The following is a 19,464-nucleotide window of genomic DNA, read 5'->3' as shown; positions in this document are numbered from 1 at the left end:
AAGAGCGGATACTGTAGCAAAAAGCGCGGGAAAAAGGGTCAATGGGTCTGATAGGCAGGGCGCGTGCCAGCCGCGCCCGCAAAAGTTAATTTTTGTCCCACACGCCCGGTTCAAGCTGGGATTTCAACTCGGGGAAGCGGTTGGCGTCGAAAGTGGGCAGTCTTCCCAGCGTTCTCTGACGATGATAATCGTTAGCCAACTTTAGCGCCACGCGTGACAACAGCAGGATCGCCGTCAGGTTGGTGATGGCCATCAAAGCCATTGAGGTATCGGCCATTTTCCACACCACCGGCAGTTCGGCCAGTGCACCAAACATCACCATACCCAGTGCGGCGCAACGGAAAATCAGCAGGCCGACCGGGTGGTTGCGCTCCAGGAACAGCAGATTGCTCTCGGCATAGGCATAGTTGGCGATAATCGAGGTAAAGGCGAAGAAGAAAATGGCGATAGCGACAAACGGCGAGCCCCAACTGCCGACGGCGGTGGACAGTGCACGCTGGGTCATATCGATACCGCTGATGTTGGCCACCGGTTGATCCAATACGCCGGAAGAAAGAATGATCGCAGCGGTTGCACTGCAAATCACGATGGTATCGATAAATACCCCGAGCATCTGCACATAGCCCTGCGAGGCCGGATGCGGTGGGTAAGGTGAGGCGGAAGCCGCCGCATTAGGTGCCGAGCCCATACCTGCCTCGTTGGAAAACAGGCCACGCTGAACACCCTGGGTCATCGCTTGTGAAATACCGTAACCGACGGCACCGGCTGCCGCTTCCTGCAGCCCGAAGGCGCTTTTGACCACCAGCGAGAGGATCGCCGGCATATGCTCAATGTTATGGCCAATCACCCAGAGGGCCAGCAGTAAATAAACTGCGGCCATCACGGGCACCACCAGTTCTGCCACGCGGGCCACGGAGCGAATGCCGCCGAAGATCACAATACCGCTCAGGACCACCAGACCGAGACCGACATACAGTGGTTTCGCGTGGAAGGCGACGGCGGAGGCCTGGGCGATGGAGTTGGCCTGAACGGCGTTGAACACCAGGCCGAAGGCGATGATCAGGAAGATGGAGAACATCACGCCCATCCAGCGCATGCCCAACCCTTTCTCCATATAGTAAGCCGGGCCGCCACGGTAGTTACCTTGTTGGTCTTTGGTTTTATAGAGCTGCGCCAGGGTACTTTCAACAAAGGAGGTGGCCATGCCGATAAACGCCACTACCCACATCCAGAAGATGGCACCCGGGCCACCGGCGGTAAGGGCAATTGCCACGCCGGTCAGGTTGCCGGTGCCGACCCGTGCGGCCAGCGTGGTACACAAAGCTTGAAAGGAGGAGATCCCCGCGCTGTCGCTCTTGTTACTGTGCTTAAGCACCGAGAACATATGGCTGAAATGGCGGACCTGGATAAAACGGGTGCGCAGGGTGAAATAAATGCCGGTACCGAGCAGCAAATAAATCAGTACTGAACCCCACAAAATATTATTAATAAAATTCATCAGGTCCGTCACGGATCCCTCCTTGTTGAAATTTGTTGCGCACCGCGCCGCATCCACCGCGGGTGAAAATAGATTGATTGAATTTTTACAAGAGCTTAGCTGAAATTCGCCCGGTTCAAAGCAATTGAGATTTTTCTCAGATTCTGAGGCTCATTGCATTAATTTTCGCGAATTTAACATAATTTATTCAATCGATAGCACGTTATTGCCTTTTCATCCGCTCGGGAATGACGAAAGATACCAGCGTAAACGGTTGCTCGCTCAAGGATAAAACCAGCGCCGCCGGGCCGCGATTTTCCAGCCTTGCACCGGGCCTTGCGCATGTTATTATCAGGGCAGGGCATGGTTGAACGATGCCAAAAGTTCATGCACAAACGATGAGATAATGCCAACATGACCGATAAATTAACTTCCCTGCGCCAACTGACCACCGTGGTTGCAGATACGGGCGATATCGCGGCTATGAAGCTGTATCAACCGCAAGATGCTACGACCAACCCTTCGCTGATCCTCAATGCAGCCCAAATTCCTGAATACCGCAAACTGATTGACGAAGCCATTGCCTGGGCGCGCGAGCAGAGCAGCGATCGCGAACAGCAGATCGCCGATGCCGCCGACAAGCTGGCCGTTAACATTGGTCTGGAAATCCTGAAGCTGGTTCCGGGCCGTATCTCCACCGAAGTGGACGCACGCCTGTCCTACGACACCGTGGCCAGCGTTGCCAAGGCCAAGCGCCTGATCAAACTGTACAACGATGCCGGCATCAGCAACGATCGCATTCTGATCAAACTGGCTTCTACCTGGCAGGGTATCCGCGCTGCGGAGCAGCTGGAAAAAGAAGGTATCAACTGTAACCTGACGCTGCTGTTCTCCTTCGCTCAGGCTCGTGCCTGTGCCGAAGCCGGCGTATTCCTGATTTCTCCGTTTGTTGGCCGTATCCTCGACTGGTACAAAGCCAATGGCGACAAGAAAGAGTTCGCGCCAAACGAAGACCCGGGTGTGGTTTCCGTTACCGAAATCTATCAGTATTACAAACAGCACGGTTTCAAAACCGTGGTGATGGGCGCCAGCTTCCGTAACGTCGGCGAAATCATCGAGCTGGCCGGTTGTGACCGTCTGACCATCGCCCCTGCGCTGCTGAAAGAGCTGGCAGAGAGCGAAGGGACCCTGGAGCGCAAACTGGCCTACACCGGCGAAGTGCAAGCGCGTCCTGCAGCCTTGACTGAACCTGAGTTCTACTGGCAGCACAACCAGGATCCAATGGCCGTTGAGAAACTGACCGACGGTATCCGCAAGTTTGCCGTAGACCAGGGCAAGCTGGAAAAAATGATCGCCGATCTGCTGTAATTGCGGCAATCAGTGCAGAAAAAGGTGGCTTAGGCCGCCTTTTTTTATGCCCGCAGATCCCGGCGGCAGGCAGACACTTTATACTCTCAAGATTCAAAATAGGGCGGGAAGCGAACCCGTCCGAACCCCATCAGGCTGTAGAGGTTACGCATGGACATATTACGTATTGGTTTGGTTTCTGTTTCTGACCGCGCTTCCGGCGGCGTTTATCAGGACAAAGGTATCCCGGCGCTGGAAGAGTGGCTGAGCGGCGCGCTGACCACCCCGTTCAAACTGGAAACCCGCCTGATCCCCGATGAGCAGACGTTGATCGAACAAACCCTGTGTGAACTGGTGGATGAAATGGGCTGCCATCTGGTGCTGACCACCGGGGGAACCGGCCCGGCGCGCCGCGACGTGACCCCTGACGCCACGCTGGCGATCGCCGATCGCGTGATGCCTGGCTTCGGCGAGCAAATGCGTCAGATCAGCCTACACTATGTGCCAACGGCAATTCTTTCACGTCAGGTAGGGGCAGTCCGCAAGCAGGCGTTGATCATCAACCTGCCGGGGCAACCCAAGTCGATCAAGGAGACGCTGGAAGGGGTTAAGGACGAGCAGGGCAAGGTGGTGGTGCATGGCATCTTTGCCAGCGTGCCGTACTGCATTCAGTTGCTTGAGGGGCCGTATGTGGAAACCGAGGCCGCAGTGGTAGCAGCATTTCGCCCGAAGAATGCGCGTCGCGAGATAAACCTCTAAATTTCAGCCTTTTGTGAGATAAGCGCTAGCCGATCTGGTGTGAAAATAATTTGCCGTTATAGTAAGGATTCGTTTACAGAAAGCCGATGGCTCAGACTGCTGACAAAGCCCATTATTAGGGAGAGCGTGCCGAAGGGGTCGTAGCGGCTTGCCCGCCGGAGCGCCCCTCGGTGCGCTAGGCCCGNNTTCAAAGACAACTTTGTCATCTAACTTCAGCCGATGGCTTTTATTTTCACAGTTTCCTCCGACGGTACCCTATGCCTCACGATAATAATCGCCGGTTAAACCGGCAAGACTACAAAACTCTGACGTTAGCTGCCCTGGGTGGTGCACTGGAGTTCTATGATTTCATCATTTTTGTCTTCTTTGCGGCGGTGATGGGCGAGCTGTTCTTCCCGGCGGATATGCCGGAATGGCTACGTCAGGTGCAAACCTTCGGCATTTTTGCCGCCGGTTATCTGGCTCGACCGCTGGGCGGCATCGTGATGGCGCACTTCGGCGATCTGGTCGGTCGCAAGAAAATGTTCAGCCTGAGTATTTTACTGATGGCGCTGCCGACGCTGGCGATGGGTCTGTTACCGACCTATGCCAGCATCGGCATTGCTGCACCGCTGTTGCTGTTGCTGATGCGGGTGCTGCAAGGGGCGGCGATCGGCGGTGAAGTGCCAGGGGCCTGGGTATTTGTTGCTGAACACGTGCCGCGCCGCCGCATCGGTTTTGCCTGCGGCACGCTGACTGCCGGCCTGACCGTCGGCATCCTGTTGGGCTCGCTGGTGGCGACCGTGATCAACACCACGCTCAGCCAACAGACCATTATTGACGGGGGCTGGCGTATTCCGTTCCTGCTTGGCGGCATTTTCGGTCTGGTGGCGATGTACCTGCGTCGCTGGCTACAGGAAACGCCAATCTTCATCGAAATGCAGGCGCGTAAAGCCCTGGCTGAGGAGTTGCCGCTGAAATCGGTGGTGCTCAATCATCGCAAGGAAGTGGTGGTGTCGATGCTGCTCACCTGGCTACTGTCCGCCGGTATCGTGGTGGTGATCCTGATGACCCCGACCTATCTGCAAAAACAGTTTGGTATCGCCCCGGCGCTGTCGCTGCAGGCTAATAGCATTGCTACCATCATGCTGATTGCCGGTTGCATCATCGCCGGGTTGTCGGCGGATCGTTTTGGTGCCAGCAAAACCTTTATCGTCGGTAGCCTGCTGCTGGCCGGTTGCAGTTGGTTATTTTATCGGACGGTGGGCGAACACCCGGAAATGTTGTTCGCCTGCTATGCGCTGGTGGGCTTCAGCGTAGGCATCGTGGGTGCGGTACCCTACGTGATGGTACGGGCTTTTCCAGCGGAAGTTCGGTTTACCGGGATTTCGTTCTCATATAATGTTGCATACGCTATTTTTGGTGGTTTAACCCCAATATTTGTGACGTTGATCATGAAGTTAACCCCGTTAGCGCCCGCTTACTATGTGTTGGCGCTGTCAGGTATCGGACTGCTGCTGGGAATTTACCTGCATCGCGATCTGAACAGCGAAACCAAGGCGCAGCGAGCCGGTTCCTACAGCTAAAAAAAAGCCCTGCAATCGCAGGGCTTCTTGTTTCAGGCTAACGGCAATTATGCCACGGCCCGAATAGGTTCAACATTGTTGACCTTTGGCTCGCCAATCGGCAGCACCGTGCGGCCAAACTGCTCGTTGAGCACTTCCGCCATGGCCAAATAAATGGCGCTGGCTCCGCAGATAATGCCTTCGTAACCGGCAAAGTTCAGCAGCGCATGGTTGCCGGTGATGTTGCCGATGGCCAGCAGGGCGAACAGCAGCGTCAGGCTGCCGAACACGAACTGCAGCATGCGGTTGGCGCGCAAGGTGCCGAAGAACATAAACAGCGTGAAGACACCCCACAGTGCCAGGTAGATGCCCAGTACGCCGGCATCGGTCGGTTCAGCCAACCCCAGGCGTGGCAGCAGCAGCAGCCCGACCAGGCTCAGCCAGAAGCTGCCGTAAGAGATAAAGGCCGTCATGCCGAAGGTGTTGCCTTTCTTGTATTCCAGCAGGCCAGCCATAATCTGGGCCAGTCCACCGAAGAAAATCCCCATGCTGATGATGGCGGAGTTCAATGGGAAAAAGCCCGCGTTGTGCAGGTTCAGCAAGACGGTGGTCATCCCGAAGCCCATCAGGCCGAGAGGGCCGGGATTTGCCAACTTGTTGGTGTGCATATGTCCTCTGCGATAACAGAATTTTAACGAAAATGGATAGGTAAATTCATAAATGGTCTGAATGGCCGAAAAAACCCTAACTTCCATCAGAGCGCGCGGCATCATAATGATCCCCAGAACAGGAAACAATGATCTGAGTGACGATAAAAACGAATTTTTTTTTGCCCTGCCCCTTGATGCTGGATGGTATGGCCCCATCTTATTTGCAACCGCAGTTGCTGACCGCGGCTAAGACTGAAATGTCGGGCAGTTGAAAAACAAAAAATTGCCCACATATAGGTTAGCAACCTGACCGAATATGAATTTATTAGTGGAGACGTTTAGATGGGCAAAATTATTGGTATCGACCTGGGTACTACCAACTCTTGTGTAGCAATTATGGATGGTGGTAAAGCGCGCGTGCTGGAGAACAGCGAAGGCGACCGTACTACACCTTCGATCATCGCATATACCCAGGATGGTGAAATTCTGGTTGGCCAGCCTGCTAAGCGTCAGGCTGTGACTAACCCACAAAACACCCTGTTTGCGATCAAGCGCCTGATTGGCCGTCGCTTCCAGGATGAAGAAGCACAGCGTGATAAAGACATCATGCCGTACAAAATTGTGGCTGCTGATAACGGCGACGCATGGGTCGAAGTGAAAGGCCAGCGTGTAGCACCTCCGCAGATCTCTGCTGAAGTGTTGAAGAAAATGAAGAAAACGGCTGAAGATTACCTGGGCGAACCGGTAACTGAAGCGGTTATCACCGTACCTGCTTACTTCAACGATGCTCAGCGTCAGGCGACCAAAGACGCCGGCCGTATCGCAGGTCTGGAAGTAAAACGTATCATCAACGAACCGACTGCTGCAGCCCTGGCTTACGGCCTGGACAAAGAAGTCGGTAACCGTACCATCGCGGTTTATGACCTGGGTGGCGGTACTTTCGATATCTCTATTATCGAAATCGACGAAGTTGACGGCGAAAAAACCTTCGAAGTTCTGGCAACCAACGGTGATACCCACCTGGGTGGTGAAGACTTCGACAGCCGCCTGATCAACTACCTGGTGGACGAATTCAAGAAAGAACAAGGTTTCGATCTGCGCAAAGATCCGTTGGCGATGCAGCGTCTGAAAGAAGCCGCTGAGAAAGCGAAGATTGAACTGTCTTCCGCTCAGCAGACCGACGTTAACCTGCCTTACATCACTGCAGATGCGAGCGGTCCAAAACACATGAACATCAAAGTGACCCGTGCAAAACTCGAGTCGCTGGTAGAAGATCTGGTTGCGCGTTCTATCGAGCCGCTGAAAGTGGCTCTGACAGACGCAGGACTGTCGGTTTCCGACATTCAGGACGTGATCCTGGTGGGCGGCCAGACCCGTATGCCAATGGTTCAGAAGAAAGTTGCTGACTTCTTCGGTAAAGAACCGCGTAAAGACGTTAACCCGGACGAAGCCGTTGCGGTGGGTGCTGCGGTACAGGGCGGCGTGTTGGCCGGTGATGTGAAGGACGTTCTGCTGCTGGACGTTACCCCGCTGTCGCTGGGTATCGAAACCATGGGCAGCGTGATGACTCCGCTGATCACTAAAAACACCACTATCCCGACCAAGCACAGCCAGGTGTTCTCTACCGCTGAAGACAACCAGTCTGCGGTAACCATCCACGTGCTGCAGGGTGAGCGTAAACGCGCTAACGATAACAAGTCACTGGGCCAGTTCAACCTGGACGGCATCCAGGCTGCTGCACGCGGTATGGCGCAAATCGAAGTGACCTTCGACATCGACGCCGACGGTATTCTGCACGTGTCTGCCAAAGACAAGAATACTGGCCGTGAGCAGAAAATCACCATCAAGGCTTCTTCTGGTCTGAACGAAGAAGAAATCCAGAAAATGGTGCGTGATGCTGAACTGAACGCCGAAGCGGACCGTAAGTTCGAAGAGCTGGTGCAGACCCGTAACCAGGCTGACCACCTGATCCACGGCACCCGTAAGCAGTTGGAAGAAGCGGGCGACAAACTGCCGGCAGAAGACAAAACGGCTATCGAAGCGGCGCTGAAAGATCTGGAAGTGGCGGTTAAAGGCGAAGATAAAGCCGAGATCGAAGCGAAGACCCAGGCTCTGGTGCAGGTTTCCGGCAAGCTGCTGGAAATGGCTCAGGCGCAGCAGGCTCAGCAAGGTGCTGATGCCGGTGCTGACAACGCGGCGCAGAAAGACGACGACGTGGTTGACGCTGAGTTCGAAGAAGTTAAAGACAAAAAATAATCGCCCTTAAGCGGGCACGGAACGGCCGAGAGGCCGTTACCGCAAACCAGCACGGGCGTCGAGGCAACTCTACGCCCGTGCACGCATGTTAAGGGTTACAGAAATAATGGCGAAGAAAGACTATTACGAGATTCTCGGCGTCTCCAAGACGGCGGAAGAACGTGAGATCAAAAAGGCGTATAAACGCCTGGCGATGAAATACCATCCTGACCGCAATCAGGAGCAAGACGCCGAAGCCAAGTTTAAAGAGATCAAGGAAGCGTACGAAATCCTGACCGACAGTCAAAAGCGTGCGGCCTACGATCAATACGGCCATGCAGCCTTTGAACAGGGCGGTATGGGCGGCGGCGGCGGGTTTGGTGGCGGCGGTGCTGAGTTCAGCGATATCTTTGGCGACGTATTTGGCGACATCTTCGGTGGTGGCCGCCGTCAGCGCGCCAGCCGCGGTTCCGATCTGCGCTACAACATGGAGCTCTCCCTCGAGGAAGCGGTTCGTGGCGTGACCAAAGAGATCCGCATCCCGACGCTGGAAGAGTGTGACGTTTGCCACGGCAGCGGCGCGAAGCCGGGCAGCTCGCCGGTGACCTGTCCAACCTGTCACGGGCAGGGCCAGGTGCAGATGCGCCAGGGCTTCTTTACCGTGCAGCAGGCTTGTCCGCACTGTCATGGTCGCGGTCAGATTATCAAAGACCCTTGCAATAGCTGCCACGGCCACGGCCGGGTAGAGAAAGCCAAAACGCTGTCGGTGAAAATCCCGGCCGGCGTTGATACCGGTGACCGCATCCGTCTGGCGGGTGAGGGTGAAGCGGGTGAGCACGGCGCGCCAGCAGGCGATCTGTACGTTCAGGTTCAGGTGAAAGCGCACCCGATCTTCGAGCGTGAAGGCAATAACCTGTACTGTGAAGTGCCGATTAACTTCGCGATGGCGGCATTGGGCGGCGAGATTGAAGTCCCGACGCTGGATGGCCGCGTGAAGCTGAAAGTACCGGCAGAGACGCAGACGGGTAAACTGTTCCGCATGCGCGGCAAGGGTGTTAAATCGGTACGTGGTGGCAGCCAGGGTGACCTGCTGTGCCGTGTGGTGGTCGAAACCCCGGTTAACCTGAACGACAAGCAGAAGCAATTGCTGAAGGAACTGGAGGAGAGCCTGGGTGGCCCTTCTGGTGACAAAAACAGCCCGCGTTCGAAGAGCTTCTTCGACGGGGTAAAAAAGTTTTTTGATGACCTGACGCGTTAAGCTGCTGTTTCCGTTAGCGTACTGCATAACCCCGGCGTCAAAACCGGGGTTTTTTATTGGATCTGATTCGTCTAATAACCCTAATAAAAGCGTGACATATATCTCTTATTGATCGGTTTTTACGATGTTTTAAGCATTTATAAACGTATTTTATCGAAGTGATTCGCCGTCTATACTCATTCCATTACTTTGTCTGCAGGGCCGTCTGTGCCTTGCGCTGCTCTGGAGAGACGTATTGTGACCAACATCATTCGTCAATTTTTACGTCAGGAAGCCGCGGGCGGCATTATCCTGATCGTAGCCGCGATTATCGCGCTGATCATGGCCAATACCCCAGCCCAGGGGATTTATCACGCCTTCCTCAATTTACCGGTGATGGTAAAGGTGTCCTCACTGGAGATTGCCAAGCCGTTGCTGTTGTGGATTAACGATGGCCTGATGGCGATCTTTTTCCTGGTGGTCGGGCTGGAGGTCAAGCGTGAGTTGATGCAGGGGTCATTGGCCGGGCGTGACAAGGCGGTGTTCCCGGCGATTGCCGCATTGGGCGGCATGCTGGCACCGGCGTTGATTTATCTGATGTTCAACGGGGCGGACGAGGTAACCCGTCAGGGATGGGCGATCCCGGCTGCGACCGATATTGCCTTTGCCCTCGGGGTGATGGCGCTGCTGGGTAACCGCGTGCCAACCAGCCTGAAGGTGTTCCTGTTGGCGCTGGCGATCATCGACGACCTGGGTGTGATCGTGATTATCGCACTGTTCTATACCCACGAAGTCTCGATGGCGGCGTTGGGCGTGGCGGCGGCATCTATCGCCGTGCTGGCGTTTATGAACTGGCGCGGCGTGGGCAAAACCTCGCTTTATATGATTGTCGGCCTGGTATTGTGGGTGGCTATCCTCAAGTCCGGGGTACATGCGACGCTGGCTGGGGTCATCATCGGCTTTATGATCCCGCTAAACGTGAAGAAGGGGCCATCACCGTCAGAAACACTGGAGCATGAGCTGCATCCGTGGGTGGCGTTCCTGATACTGCCGCTGTTTGCTTTTGCCAACGCTGGGGTTTCATTACAGGGCGTGTCAGTGAGCGGGCTGACCTCACTGTTACCGGTGGGCATCGCAGCGGGCCTGTTTATCGGTAAGCCGTTGGGTATCTTCACTTTCAGCCTGTTGGCGGTGAAACTGGGTATTGCCAAGCTGCCTGAAGGAATTGGTTTCAAACAGGTGTTTGCCGTTTCCGTGCTCTGTGGTATTGGTTTTACCATGTCGATCTTCATCGCTTCGCTGGCCTTTGGCGATGCGGATGTTGTACTAAGCACCTATTCGCGGCTGGGCATCCTGATTGGATCAACCACGGCGGCGGTGGTCGGGTACGGTCTGTTGCGTATGTCGTTACCGCGTGTCAGATAACCCTTTTAGGGGATCCCCTGTTCGTGGGGACACTCTACAATAGCTGGTCGGAGCTGTGCAGGATAAAATATGCACAGCTTCGGCCGTTCTGTTTGGGACGAATGCAGCAACAGGTTGTCTGAAACAGGGAAAGGACATTAGTCGCTCGTCACGGCCGATCGCCGCCATGACGAAATGTTAAGGAGAGCACCTCGTGAGGATGTCGCATATCAACTTTAATCACCTTTACTACTTCTGGCAGGTCTGCAAGGAAGGTTCGGTGGTCGGCGCCGCCGAAGCCTTATTTCTGACACCGCAGACCATCACCGGCCAGATCAAAGCGCTGGAAGAACGTTTGGACGGCAAGCTGTTCAAGCGTCAGGGGCGTGGGCTGGTGCCATCCGAATTGGGGCAACTGGTTTTCCGCTATGCCGACAAGATGTTTATGCTCAGCCAGGAAATGCTGGATATCGTTAATTACCGCAAGGAATCTAACCTGTTGTTCGACGTCGGGGTTGCGGATGCGCTGTCCAAACGTTTGGTGAGCCAGGTGCTGGAGACGGCGGTAGTGGTGGATAATGAGCAAATTCACCTGCGTTGTTTCGAGTCGACGCACGAGATGCTGCTGGAACAGCTCAGCCAGCATAAGCTCGACATGATCCTGTCAGACTGCCCGGTGGACTCCAGCCAGCAGGAAGGGTTGTTCTCGCTCAAGCTGGGTGAATGCGGCATCAGCTTCTTTTGCCGCCAGCCGGCGCCGGATCTGCCGTTCCCCGCCTGCCTGGAACAGCGAAAATTGCTGATCCCCGGTCGGCGTTCGATGCTGGGCCGTAAATTACTGAACTGGTTTAACACCCAGGGCATTCAGGTCGAGATCCTGGGCGAGTTTGATGATGCGGCCCTGATGAAGACCTTTGGCATGTACCACAACGCGATCTTCGTTGCACCGACGCTGTATGCGCAGGATACCTATAACGATGATGACGTGGTGGAGATTGGGCGTATTGATAGCGTGCAGGAAGAGTACTACATCATCTTTGCCGAGCGCATGATCCAGCATCCGGCGGTACAGCGGGTGTGTAATAAGGACTTCTCTGCGCTGTTTGCTTACTAGAGCGGGTATTGCAGACGTAAAAAAACCGGCCTAAGCCGGTTTTTTTATCAAGCTGACAACGTAATGCTTATTGCATTGCGTTGATACGCGCAGTCAGATTTGACTTATGGCGTGCAGCTTTGTTTTTGTGGATCAGGCCTTTAGCTGCCTTGCGGTCCACGACTGGTTGCATCACGAGGAATGCATTTTTTGCAGCTTCTTTGTCGCCAGTTGCGATAGCAACTTCTACTTTCTTGATGTAGGTACGCATCATTGAGCGGCCGCTAGCGTTGTGCTTACGACGTTTCTCAGACTGTACGGCGCGTTTCTTAGCTGATTTGATATTAGCCAAGGTCCAACTCCCAAATATATTCTATTGAGGACAATTCGAAGGCCGAGGAATATCCCCTTTTAGTCTTCGTTTGTCAACGGATTTGTGCAAATAAGCGCCGTTTGTACTGGCGGCACTTGCTACGTTGTGATGGGGCAGGATTTTACCAGCTTCGGTCATGGGAATACAGTGTTTCGCGAGAAAATTCGCCAATGAGTTGCCGTATTGGCCGCAAGCTGTTGGCCGCGGTCGATAATCAGCTTTGTGTCGCCGGATAAACTGCGGTTAGGGCGTTTCACCTGCAGATTATCTCCGGTATGGTATGTCTATTACATAAAGGCACCAATCGCGGGTTAACCTTAACCGCTGTACAAGGTATAATCCGGCGATTTCCACTGTTTTGAGCCAGCTATGGAGCTAATTCGCGGCATTCACAATATCCGGGCACGCCACCATGGTTGCGTGCTCACCATCGGCAACTTTGACGGCGTACACCGCGGTCACCAAGCGTTGCTGGAGCAGCTGAAACAAGAGGGGCACCGCCTCGGGCTGCCAGTGATGGTCATGATCTTTGAGCCGCAGCCGCTGGAAATGTTTGCAGCGGACAAGGCACCGGCCCGTCTCACGCGTTTGCGTGACAAGGCCAAATACCTGGCGCAGGCGGGTGTTGACTACCTGTTGTGCGTCAAGTTCGACCCGCGTTTCGCTGCCAACACGGCGCAGGCTTTCGTTGCCGAACTGTTGGTCGAGAAACTGGGGGTGAAATTCCTGATGGTCGGGGATGATTTTCGCTTTGGCGCTACCCGCCAGGGCGATTTTCCGCTATTGCAAAAAGCCGGTAAAGAATACGGTTTTGAAGTGATCAGCACGCCGACCTTCCGCGAGGGCGATCAACGTATCAGCAGCACGGCGATTCGCAATGCGCTGCGCGATGACGACCTGGCACTGGCCGAAACGCTGCTGGGCCACCCGTACAGTATTTCTGGTCGGGTGGTGCACGGCGATGAACTGGGCCGTACCATCGGTTTTCCCACCGCCAACCTGCCGCTGAAACGCCTGGTTGCCCCGGTGAAAGGGGTCTATGCGGTAGAAGTTTATGGCCTGGGGCCTGAACCGCTCCCCGGCGTGGCCAATATTGGTACACGCCCAACCGTTGCCGGCGTGCGACAGCAGCTGGAAGTCCATCTGCTGGATGTCACAATGGATCTTTACGGGCGCCATATTGACGTGGTGCTCCGCGCGAAATTGCGCAATGAACAGCGTTTTGCTTCGCTCGATGCGCTGAAGCAGCAAATCGCCAATGATGTGGTGACGGCCCGGAAGTTCTTCGGGCTACAGACACCGGTTTAATCTCTATAGCCGAAAACGGAACCGAGAATCTAATGAGTGACTACAAGAATACCCTGAACTTGCCGGAAACAGGGTTCCCGATGCGTGGCGATCTGGCCAAGCGTGAACCTGGCATGCTGCAACGTTGGTATGAACAGGATCTGTACGGGATTATTCGTACTGCCAAAAAGGGCAAAAAATCCTTCATTCTGCATGACGGCCCTCCGTATGCGAATGGCAGCATTCACATTGGTCACTCGGTTAACAAGATTCTCAAAGACATTATTATCAAGTCGAAAGGGATGTCCGGTTTCGACTCGCCTTACATTCCGGGTTGGGACTGCCACGGCCTGCCGATCGAACTGAAGGTCGAGCAACTGTACGGCAAGCCGGGTGAAAAACTCACCGCGGCAGAATTCCGTATCAAGTGCCGTGAGTACGCCGCAGAACAGGTTGAAGGTCAGAAGAAAGACTTCATCCGTCTGGGCGTGCTGGGTGACTGGGATCACCCGTACCTGACCATGGACTTCAAAACCGAAGCCAATATCATCCGCGCGCTGGGTAAAATCATCAGCAATGGCCACCTGTTGAAAGGTGCCAAGCCGGTGCACTGGTGTACCGATTGCCGCTCTTCACTGGCGGAAGCGGAAGTTGAGTATTACGACAAAACTTCGCCGTCTATCGATGTGGCTTTCCACGCGGTTGACGCAGCTGCCGTGGCGGCCAAGTTTGATGTGGCCAGCTTTAACGGTCCGGTTTCTTTGGTTATCTGGACCACCACCCCGTGGACGCTGCCGGCTAACCGCGCCATCTCGCTGCACCCTGAATTTGCGTATCAGTTGGTTCAGGTTGAAGGCCAATGCCTGATCCTGGCGGCCGAACTGGTGGAAAGCGTGATGAAGCGCGCCGGCATTACCCATTGGGAAGTGTTGGGCGGCTGCAAAGGTGCCGATCTGGAACTGATGCGTTTCGAACACCCGTTCATGGGCTTCGACGTGCCGGCGATCATGGGTGAGCACGTGACGCTGGATGCCGGTACCGGTGCGGTACACACCGCAGGCGGTCACGGTCCGGATGACTTTGTCATCAGCCAGAAATACGGTTTGGAAATCGCCAACCCAGTGGGGCCGAACGGCTGCTACCTGACCGGCACCCATCCGCTGCTGGATGGCAAGTTTGTTTTCAAGGCCAACGATCTGATCGTTGAGCTGCTGCGTGAGAAAGGCGCACTGCTGCACGTGGAAAAACTGGTTCACAGCTACCCATGCTGCTGGCGCCACAAAACGCCGATCATCTTCCGCGCTACGCCTCAGTGGTTCATCAGCATGGATCAAAAAGGCCTGCGCAAGCAGTCGCTGGAAGAGATCAAAGGCGTGCAGTGGATCCCTGAATGGGGCCAGGCACGTATCGAAACCATGGTCGCCAACCGTCCGGACTGGTGTATTTCGCGTCAGCGTACCTGGGGCGTGCCGATGTCACTGTTCGTGCACAAAGACACTGAGCAACTGCACCCACGCAGCGTCGAGCTGATGGAAGAAGTGGCCAAGCGCGTTGAGCAGGACGGTATTCAGGCCTGGTGGGATCTGGACGCGGCCGATATTCTCGGTGCGGATGCTGCCGACTACGTGAAAGTGCCAGACACCCTGGACGTATGGTTCGACTCCGGTTCGACCCACTCTTCCGTGGTCGACGTGCGCCCTGAGTTCAATGGTCATGGCGCCGACATGTATCTGGAAGGCTCTGACCAACACCGCGGCTGGTTTATGTCATCACTGATGATCTCCACCGCGATGAAAGGCAAGGCGCCGTATAAAGAAGTTCTGACCCATGGTTTCACCGTGGACGGTCAGGGCCGCAAGATGTCCAAGTCGATCGGCAACACCATCAGTCCACAAGACGTGATGAACAAGCTGGGCGGCGACATCCTGCGTCTGTGGGTAGCCTCTACCGACTACACCGGCGAGATCGCGGTGTCGGACGAGATCCTGAAACGCTCTGCCGATTCTTATCGTCGCATCCGTAACACCGCGCGCTTCCTGCTGGCCAACCTGAACGGGTTTGAGCCGAGCACCGACTGCGTGGCACCGGAAGAGATGGTCGTACTGGATCGCTGGGCTGTGGGCCGTGCACTGGCGGCGCAGCAGGATATCGAACAGGCTTACGCCAACTATGATTTCCATGAAGTGGTACAGCGCCTGATGCAGTTCTGTTCGGTCGAGATGGGCTCCTTCTATCTGGATATCATCAAGGACCGTCAGTACACCGCGAAGAGCGACAGCGTCGCCCGCCGCAGCTGCCAGACTGCCTTGTTCCATATCGCAGAAGCGCTGGTGCGCTGGATGGCACCTATCATGTCGTTCACTGCCGATGAAATCTGGGCTTTCCTGCCGGGCAAACGCGCGCAGTACGTGTTCACTGAAGAGTGGTACGACGGCCTGTTCGGTCTGGCGGAAGGCGAAGGCATGAACGATAGCTTCTGGGCCGAGCTGCTGAAAGTGCGCGGCGAAGTAAACAAGGTACTGGAGCAGGCGCGTGCCGACAAACGCCTCGGTGGTTCGCTGGAAGCCGCGGTAACGCTGTATGCCGATAGCGAACTGGCTGAGCGTCTCAACAGCTTGCAGGATGAGCTGCGCTTTGTGCTGCTGACTTCGGCGGCGCGCGTTGCACCTCTGGCCGATGCGCCGGCGGATGCCCAAGCGTCAGAACAGGTGAAAGGTCTGAAAATCGCCTTCAGCACCGCAGAAGGTGAGAAGTGCCCGCGCTGCTGGCATTACACCACCGATATCGGCCTGGTGGCGGAACATGCAGATCTCTGCGGCCGCTGTGTGATCAACGTAGCCGGTGACGGCGAAAAGCGTAAGTTTGCCTAATGAGTAAACCTATTTGTTCGACCGGCTTGCGCTGGCTGTGGTTGGTAGTGGTGGTGCTGGTGCTGGATTTTGCCAGCAAACAGTGGATCCTCGGTAACTTCGTGCTGGGCCAGTCCCAGCCGCTGATCCCGTCGTTCAATCTGTTCTATGCGCGCAACTACGGTGCCGCGTTCAGCTTCCTGGCCGATCACGGCGGCTGGCAGCGCTGGTTCTTCGCCGGTATCGCCGTCGCTATCGTGGCGGTGCTGCTGGTGATGATGTACCGCAGTTCGGCGCAGCAAAAGCTGAACAATATCGCCTATGCCTTTATTATTGGCGGTGCGCTCGGCAACCTGTTCGATCGTTTGTGGCACGGCTTCGTGGTCGATTTTATCGACTTCTACGTGGGCGGCTGGCACTACCCGACCTTTAACCTGGCGGATAGCTTTATCTGCGTGGGGGCGGCGATGATCGTACTGGAAGGCTTTTTATCGCCGGCGAACAAAAGTGCAAAGAGCAAAGGTGAGTAATATGACGGCTCAGATTAAGGGCGATAGTGAAGTGCTGGTTCACTTCACGTTGAAACTGGAAGACGGTTCAACCGCAGAATCCACTCGCAGCAACGGTAAACCGGCGCTGTTCCGTCTGGGTGACGGCAGCCTGTCCGAGCCGCTGGAAGCACAGTTGCTTGGTCTGAGTGCGGGCGACAAGTGCGCGTTTACCCTGCAACCGGAAGCGGCGTTCGGCGAAGAGAACCCGGACCTGGTCCAGTTCTTCTCACGCCGTGACTTCGCGGAAACCGGGGTACCGGACGCGGGCACCATCATGCTGTTTACCGCCGTCAACGGCAGCGAAATGCCGGGTGTGGTGCGTGAAGTGGCGGAAGATTCGATTACCGTTGATTTCAACCATCCGCTGGCGGGCCATCCGGTGACCTTCGATATTGAAGTGCTGGAGATTGACCCGCAGCAGGAGGAGACGCATGCAAATATTGCTGGCTAACCCACGTGGCTTTTGCGCCGGGGTTGATCGTGCGATCAGTATCGTTGAACGCGCGCTGGAAATTTACGGCGCGCCTATCTACGTGCGTCACGAAGTGGTGCATAACCGCTACGTGGTGGACAGCCTGCGTGAGCGTGGGGCGGTATTTATCGAGGAAATTACCGAAGTGCCGGACGGGTCGATTCTGATCTTCTCGGCGCACGGGGTTTCCCAGGCCGTTCGGGCCGAAGCCAAAGCGCGTGATTTGACCATGCTGTTTGACGCCACCTGCCCGCTGGTCACCAAGGTGCATATGGAGGTGGCGCGAGCCAGCCGCCGTGGCACCGAAGCGATCCTGATCGGCCATGCGGGCCACCCGGAAGTGGAAGGCACCATGGGCCAGTACAGCAACCCGAAGGGCGGCATGTATCTGGTGGAGTCACCGGACGACGTGGGTAAGCTACAGGTGAAAGATGAAAGCAACCTGTGCTTTATGACACAAACCACGCTGTCGGTGGACGACACTTCTGACGTGATTGATGCCCTGCGCAAGCGCTTCCCGAGCATTATCGGGCCGCGTAAGGACGACATCTGTTACGCCACCACCAACCGTCAGGAAGCGGTGCGTAACCTGGCCGGGGATGCAGATGTGGTTCTGGTGGTGGGGTCGAAGAATTCCTCTAACTCCAACCGTCTGGCGGAGCTGGCTCAACGCGTGGGTAAGCCGGCGTACCTGATCGACTCTGCGGCTGACATTCAGGAAGCCTGGCTGAAGGATGCTAGTAATATCGGGGTTACCGCCGGGGCATCGGCACCAGACGTATTGGTGCAGGACGTGATCAGTCGCCTGAAAGCGCTGGGCGGTGTCAATGTGCAGGAAGTCAGTGGCCGTGAAGAGAACATCGTGTTCGAAGTGCCGAAAGAGCTGCGGGTTGATATCAAACAGGTCGATTAAGCATCGGGCATAAATAAAATAACGGGGAGCTTTGGCTTCCCGTTTTTTTTTGGGATCGGTATCAGACAGTGAAAGTATTAAAAAGGCGTGGGAGAGAGAACTGATTCAAATTTTCTGTTACTTAAAGTCAAATTCGTTCTGACAATTTGAATTAATGACGGAGTAAATGCTTATATAGACAACGAGGAAGTTATTAAGGTTAATATCATTAGGCTGCGATCTAAATAAACTTTGGTGCTGGTCAGCAATCGGCTGAAAAGTTAAATAACTAAATAAAGTGTCGTTACAGATGTTTCTTATTTTATTAAGTCCGTAACTGGCCTACGGAATTCTGCTCTTTTTTCTGTAAATGGATTTTCATATGCTCGAGTAAACGGCGAACCTTTAATGGCTGGCTGTCCCGCCGCGGCATAATCGCGTAGCAATTAATATCCGGTAATCGCCAACCCGGTAACACCTCGACCAGGTCGCCCCGGCACAATTCATTTTCAACGTTAACGAAGAAATTACGGATGATCCCCTTGCCGGCCAGCGCCAATTCTTTCATCGCCATACCGTTATTGGTAAATAAACGTCCGGTCATGCGCAACCGATGCTCGTCGCCGTTAGGGTGGAGCAGGCGAACAAACTGCGGGTTTCCCAACGGGGTAAAAGTGACCCATTGATGGTGTGTTAATGCCTGTGGGGTATCCGGTATGCCATGGCCGGCAAGATAGGCCGGTGAGGCGCACAACACTTCACGAAAGCGCGCCAGACGGGTAGAGACGTAGCTGGAATCTGCCATTACGCCACCGCGGATCGCCAAATCGATACGCTGTCCTATCAGGTCGATCTTTTCATCATGAATTTCCAGCCTCAGCGTGATGCGTGGGTGTTCATCAAGGAAGCTCTGTAGCGCCGGCACCAGATAATGGGTGGCGAATTCCGTCGAGGTGGCGACGCGCAACTCACCGGCCAGTTCACCGCGTAGCGCGGCAATACGCTGTTGACCCCGCTCGGCAGCATGGATCATCAGAACACAGTCCTCATAAAAACACAGCCCGGCTTCGGTCAGGCTCAGTGAGCGAGTAGAACGCAGAAGTAATTGAATGCCCAGCTCGTTTTCCAGCTGGCGGATATGCTGGCTGACGGCGGAGGTCGTAATGCCTAATTCTTTGGCTGCCATGCTGAATGCGCCGCAATCGACAACTTTAGAAAAAATGGCCATGCGTTTTAGAATATTACTCATAGTTTGTTAAGTTCAACTTAACCAAGATTGTTAATTATACGGGCT

At 55.1% G+C, this 19,464-nt stretch carries 16 protein-coding genes; 12 read left to right on the top strand and 4 right to left on the bottom strand.

What is annotated here, in order from left to right; genetic code table 11:
* Positions 1-85: 85 nt before the first annotated feature.
* Complete coding sequence (locus BEI65_RS09655; RefSeq protein ID WP_099063133.1) at positions 86-1,510, bottom strand: sodium:alanine symporter family protein; 1,425 nt, start codon at positions 1,508-1,510, stop codon at positions 86-88.
* Positions 1,511-1,891: 381 nt separating this feature from the next.
* Here BEI65_RS09655 and tal point away from each other — a divergent pair, with 381 nt between their 5' ends.
* The 3 genes from tal to BEI65_RS09640 all read left to right on the top strand — a co-directional run bounded on the left by tal (position 1,892) and on the right by BEI65_RS09640 (position 5,148).
* Positions 1,892-2,845, top strand: a complete 954-nt coding sequence (tal, locus tag BEI65_RS09650; RefSeq protein WP_085120165.1) for a transaldolase — start codon at positions 1,892-1,894, stop codon at positions 2,843-2,845.
* Between the two features lie 150 nt (positions 2,846-2,995).
* Entirely contained in the window at positions 2,996-3,583 is a 588-nt protein-coding gene (mog, locus tag BEI65_RS09645; protein ID WP_085120166.1) for a molybdopterin adenylyltransferase, read from the top strand.
* Positions 3,584-3,840: 257 nt separating this feature from the next.
* Positions 3,841-5,148, top strand: a complete 1,308-nt coding sequence (locus BEI65_RS09640) for an MFS transporter (protein ID WP_099063132.1) — start codon at positions 3,841-3,843, stop codon at positions 5,146-5,148.
* 47 nt (positions 5,149-5,195) lie between these two features.
* Here the strand turns inward: BEI65_RS09640 and satP are convergent, their stop codons facing one another.
* Entirely contained in the window at positions 5,196-5,795 is a 600-nt protein-coding gene (gene satP, locus BEI65_RS09635) for an acetate uptake transporter (protein WP_099063246.1), read from the bottom strand.
* Between the two features lie 324 nt (positions 5,796-6,119).
* Between satP and dnaK the strand changes: the two genes are divergently transcribed.
* The 4 genes from dnaK (at position 6,120) to nhaR (ending at position 11,767) form a co-directional block, all read left to right on the top strand.
* The gene (gene dnaK / locus BEI65_RS09630; protein ID WP_085120168.1) at positions 6,120-8,033 is read left to right on the top strand and encodes a molecular chaperone DnaK; all 1,914 of its coding nucleotides are present in this window, start codon (positions 6,120-6,122) and stop codon (positions 8,031-8,033) included.
* A 106-nt stretch (positions 8,034-8,139) separates the two neighbouring features.
* Positions 8,140-9,270 carry a molecular chaperone DnaJ gene (dnaJ, locus tag BEI65_RS09625; protein ID WP_099063131.1) on the top strand — a complete coding sequence of 377 codons (1,131 nt, stop codon included), beginning with the start codon at positions 8,140-8,142 and terminating at the stop codon, positions 9,268-9,270.
* Positions 9,271-9,507: 237 nt separating this feature from the next.
* Entirely contained in the window at positions 9,508-10,674 is a 1,167-nt protein-coding gene (gene nhaA / locus BEI65_RS09620) for a Na+/H+ antiporter NhaA (RefSeq protein WP_099063130.1), read from the top strand.
* 193 nt (positions 10,675-10,867) lie between these two features.
* On the top strand, positions 10,868-11,767 hold the full coding sequence (gene nhaR, locus BEI65_RS09615) for a transcriptional activator NhaR (RefSeq protein ID WP_004950031.1): 900 nt from the start codon (positions 10,868-10,870) through the stop codon (positions 11,765-11,767).
* 67 nt (positions 11,768-11,834) lie between these two features.
* Here nhaR and rpsT read toward each other — a convergent pair whose 3' ends face one another.
* On the bottom strand, positions 11,835-12,098 hold the full coding sequence (rpsT, locus tag BEI65_RS09610) for a 30S ribosomal protein S20 (RefSeq protein WP_099063129.1): 264 nt from the start codon (positions 12,096-12,098) through the stop codon (positions 11,835-11,837).
* A gap of 390 nt (positions 12,099-12,488) precedes the next feature.
* Between rpsT and ribF the strand changes: the two genes are divergently transcribed.
* The 5 genes from ribF to ispH are packed head-to-tail and all read left to right on the top strand — an operon-like array spanning position 12,489 to position 18,191.
* A complete protein-coding gene (gene ribF, locus BEI65_RS09605) occupies positions 12,489-13,427 on the top strand; it encodes a bifunctional riboflavin kinase/FAD synthetase (protein WP_099063128.1) in 939 nt (312 codons plus the stop codon).
* Positions 13,428-13,459: 32 nt separating this feature from the next.
* Positions 13,460-16,276: an isoleucine--tRNA ligase gene (ileS, locus tag BEI65_RS09600; protein ID WP_099063127.1), complete on the top strand. Its 2,817-nt coding sequence runs from the start codon at positions 13,460-13,462 to the stop codon at positions 16,274-16,276.
* Positions 16,276-16,785 (top strand): signal peptidase II, encoded by a 510-nt coding sequence (gene lspA, locus BEI65_RS09595; protein ID WP_099063126.1) that lies wholly within the window; start codon positions 16,276-16,278, stop codon positions 16,783-16,785. The genes ileS and lspA overlap by 1 nt, the downstream gene beginning before the upstream one ends.
* A gap of 1 nt (position 16,786) precedes the next feature.
* Positions 16,787-17,257, top strand: coding sequence for an FKBP-type peptidyl-prolyl cis-trans isomerase (fkpB, locus tag BEI65_RS09590; protein WP_085120175.1), 471 nt, complete (start codon positions 16,787-16,789; stop codon positions 17,255-17,257).
* On the top strand, positions 17,238-18,191 hold the full coding sequence (gene ispH / locus BEI65_RS09585; RefSeq protein WP_099063125.1) for a 4-hydroxy-3-methylbut-2-enyl diphosphate reductase: 954 nt from the start codon (positions 17,238-17,240) through the stop codon (positions 18,189-18,191). The genes fkpB and ispH overlap by 20 nt, the downstream gene beginning before the upstream one ends.
* Before the next feature lie 304 nt (positions 18,192-18,495).
* Here ispH and BEI65_RS09580 read toward each other — a convergent pair whose 3' ends face one another.
* Positions 18,496-19,398, bottom strand: a complete 903-nt coding sequence (locus BEI65_RS09580) for a LysR family transcriptional regulator (protein ID WP_255408996.1) — start codon at positions 19,396-19,398, stop codon at positions 18,496-18,498.
* Positions 19,399-19,464 lie beyond the last annotated feature (66 nt).

Source organism: Serratia sp. BW106, from assembly GCF_002607755.1.
Lineage (GTDB): Bacteria > Pseudomonadota > Gammaproteobacteria > Enterobacterales > Enterobacteriaceae > Serratia > Serratia proteamaculans.
This window is presented reverse-complemented; position numbering and strand designations above follow the sequence as displayed.

Coding starts and splice junctions, on each gene's coding strand:
- tal (WP_085120165.1), top strand. CDS start 1,892: ATGACCGATAAATTAACTTCCCTGCGCCAACTGACCACCGTGGTTGCA.
- mog (WP_085120166.1), top strand. CDS start 2,996: ATGGACATATTACGTATTGGTTTGGTTTCTGTTTCTGACCGCGCTTCC.
- BEI65_RS09640 (WP_099063132.1), top strand. CDS start 3,841: ATGCCTCACGATAATAATCGCCGGTTAAACCGGCAAGACTACAAAACT.
- satP (WP_099063246.1), bottom strand. CDS start 5,795: ATGCACACCAACAAGTTGGCAAATCCCGGCCCTCTCGGCCTGATGGGC.
- dnaK (WP_085120168.1), top strand. CDS start 6,120: ATGGGCAAAATTATTGGTATCGACCTGGGTACTACCAACTCTTGTGTA.
- dnaJ (WP_099063131.1), top strand. CDS start 8,140: ATGGCGAAGAAAGACTATTACGAGATTCTCGGCGTCTCCAAGACGGCG.
- ribF (WP_099063128.1), top strand. CDS start 12,489: ATGGAGCTAATTCGCGGCATTCACAATATCCGGGCACGCCACCATGGT.
- ileS (WP_099063127.1), top strand. CDS start 13,460: ATGAGTGACTACAAGAATACCCTGAACTTGCCGGAAACAGGGTTCCCG.
- lspA (WP_099063126.1), top strand. CDS start 16,276: ATGAGTAAACCTATTTGTTCGACCGGCTTGCGCTGGCTGTGGTTGGTA.
- fkpB (WP_085120175.1), top strand. CDS start 16,787: ATGACGGCTCAGATTAAGGGCGATAGTGAAGTGCTGGTTCACTTCACG.
- ispH (WP_099063125.1), top strand. CDS start 17,238: ATGCAAATATTGCTGGCTAACCCACGTGGCTTTTGCGCCGGGGTTGAT.
- BEI65_RS09580 (WP_255408996.1), bottom strand. CDS start 19,398: ATGGCCATTTTTTCTAAAGTTGTCGATTGCGGCGCATTCAGCATGGCA.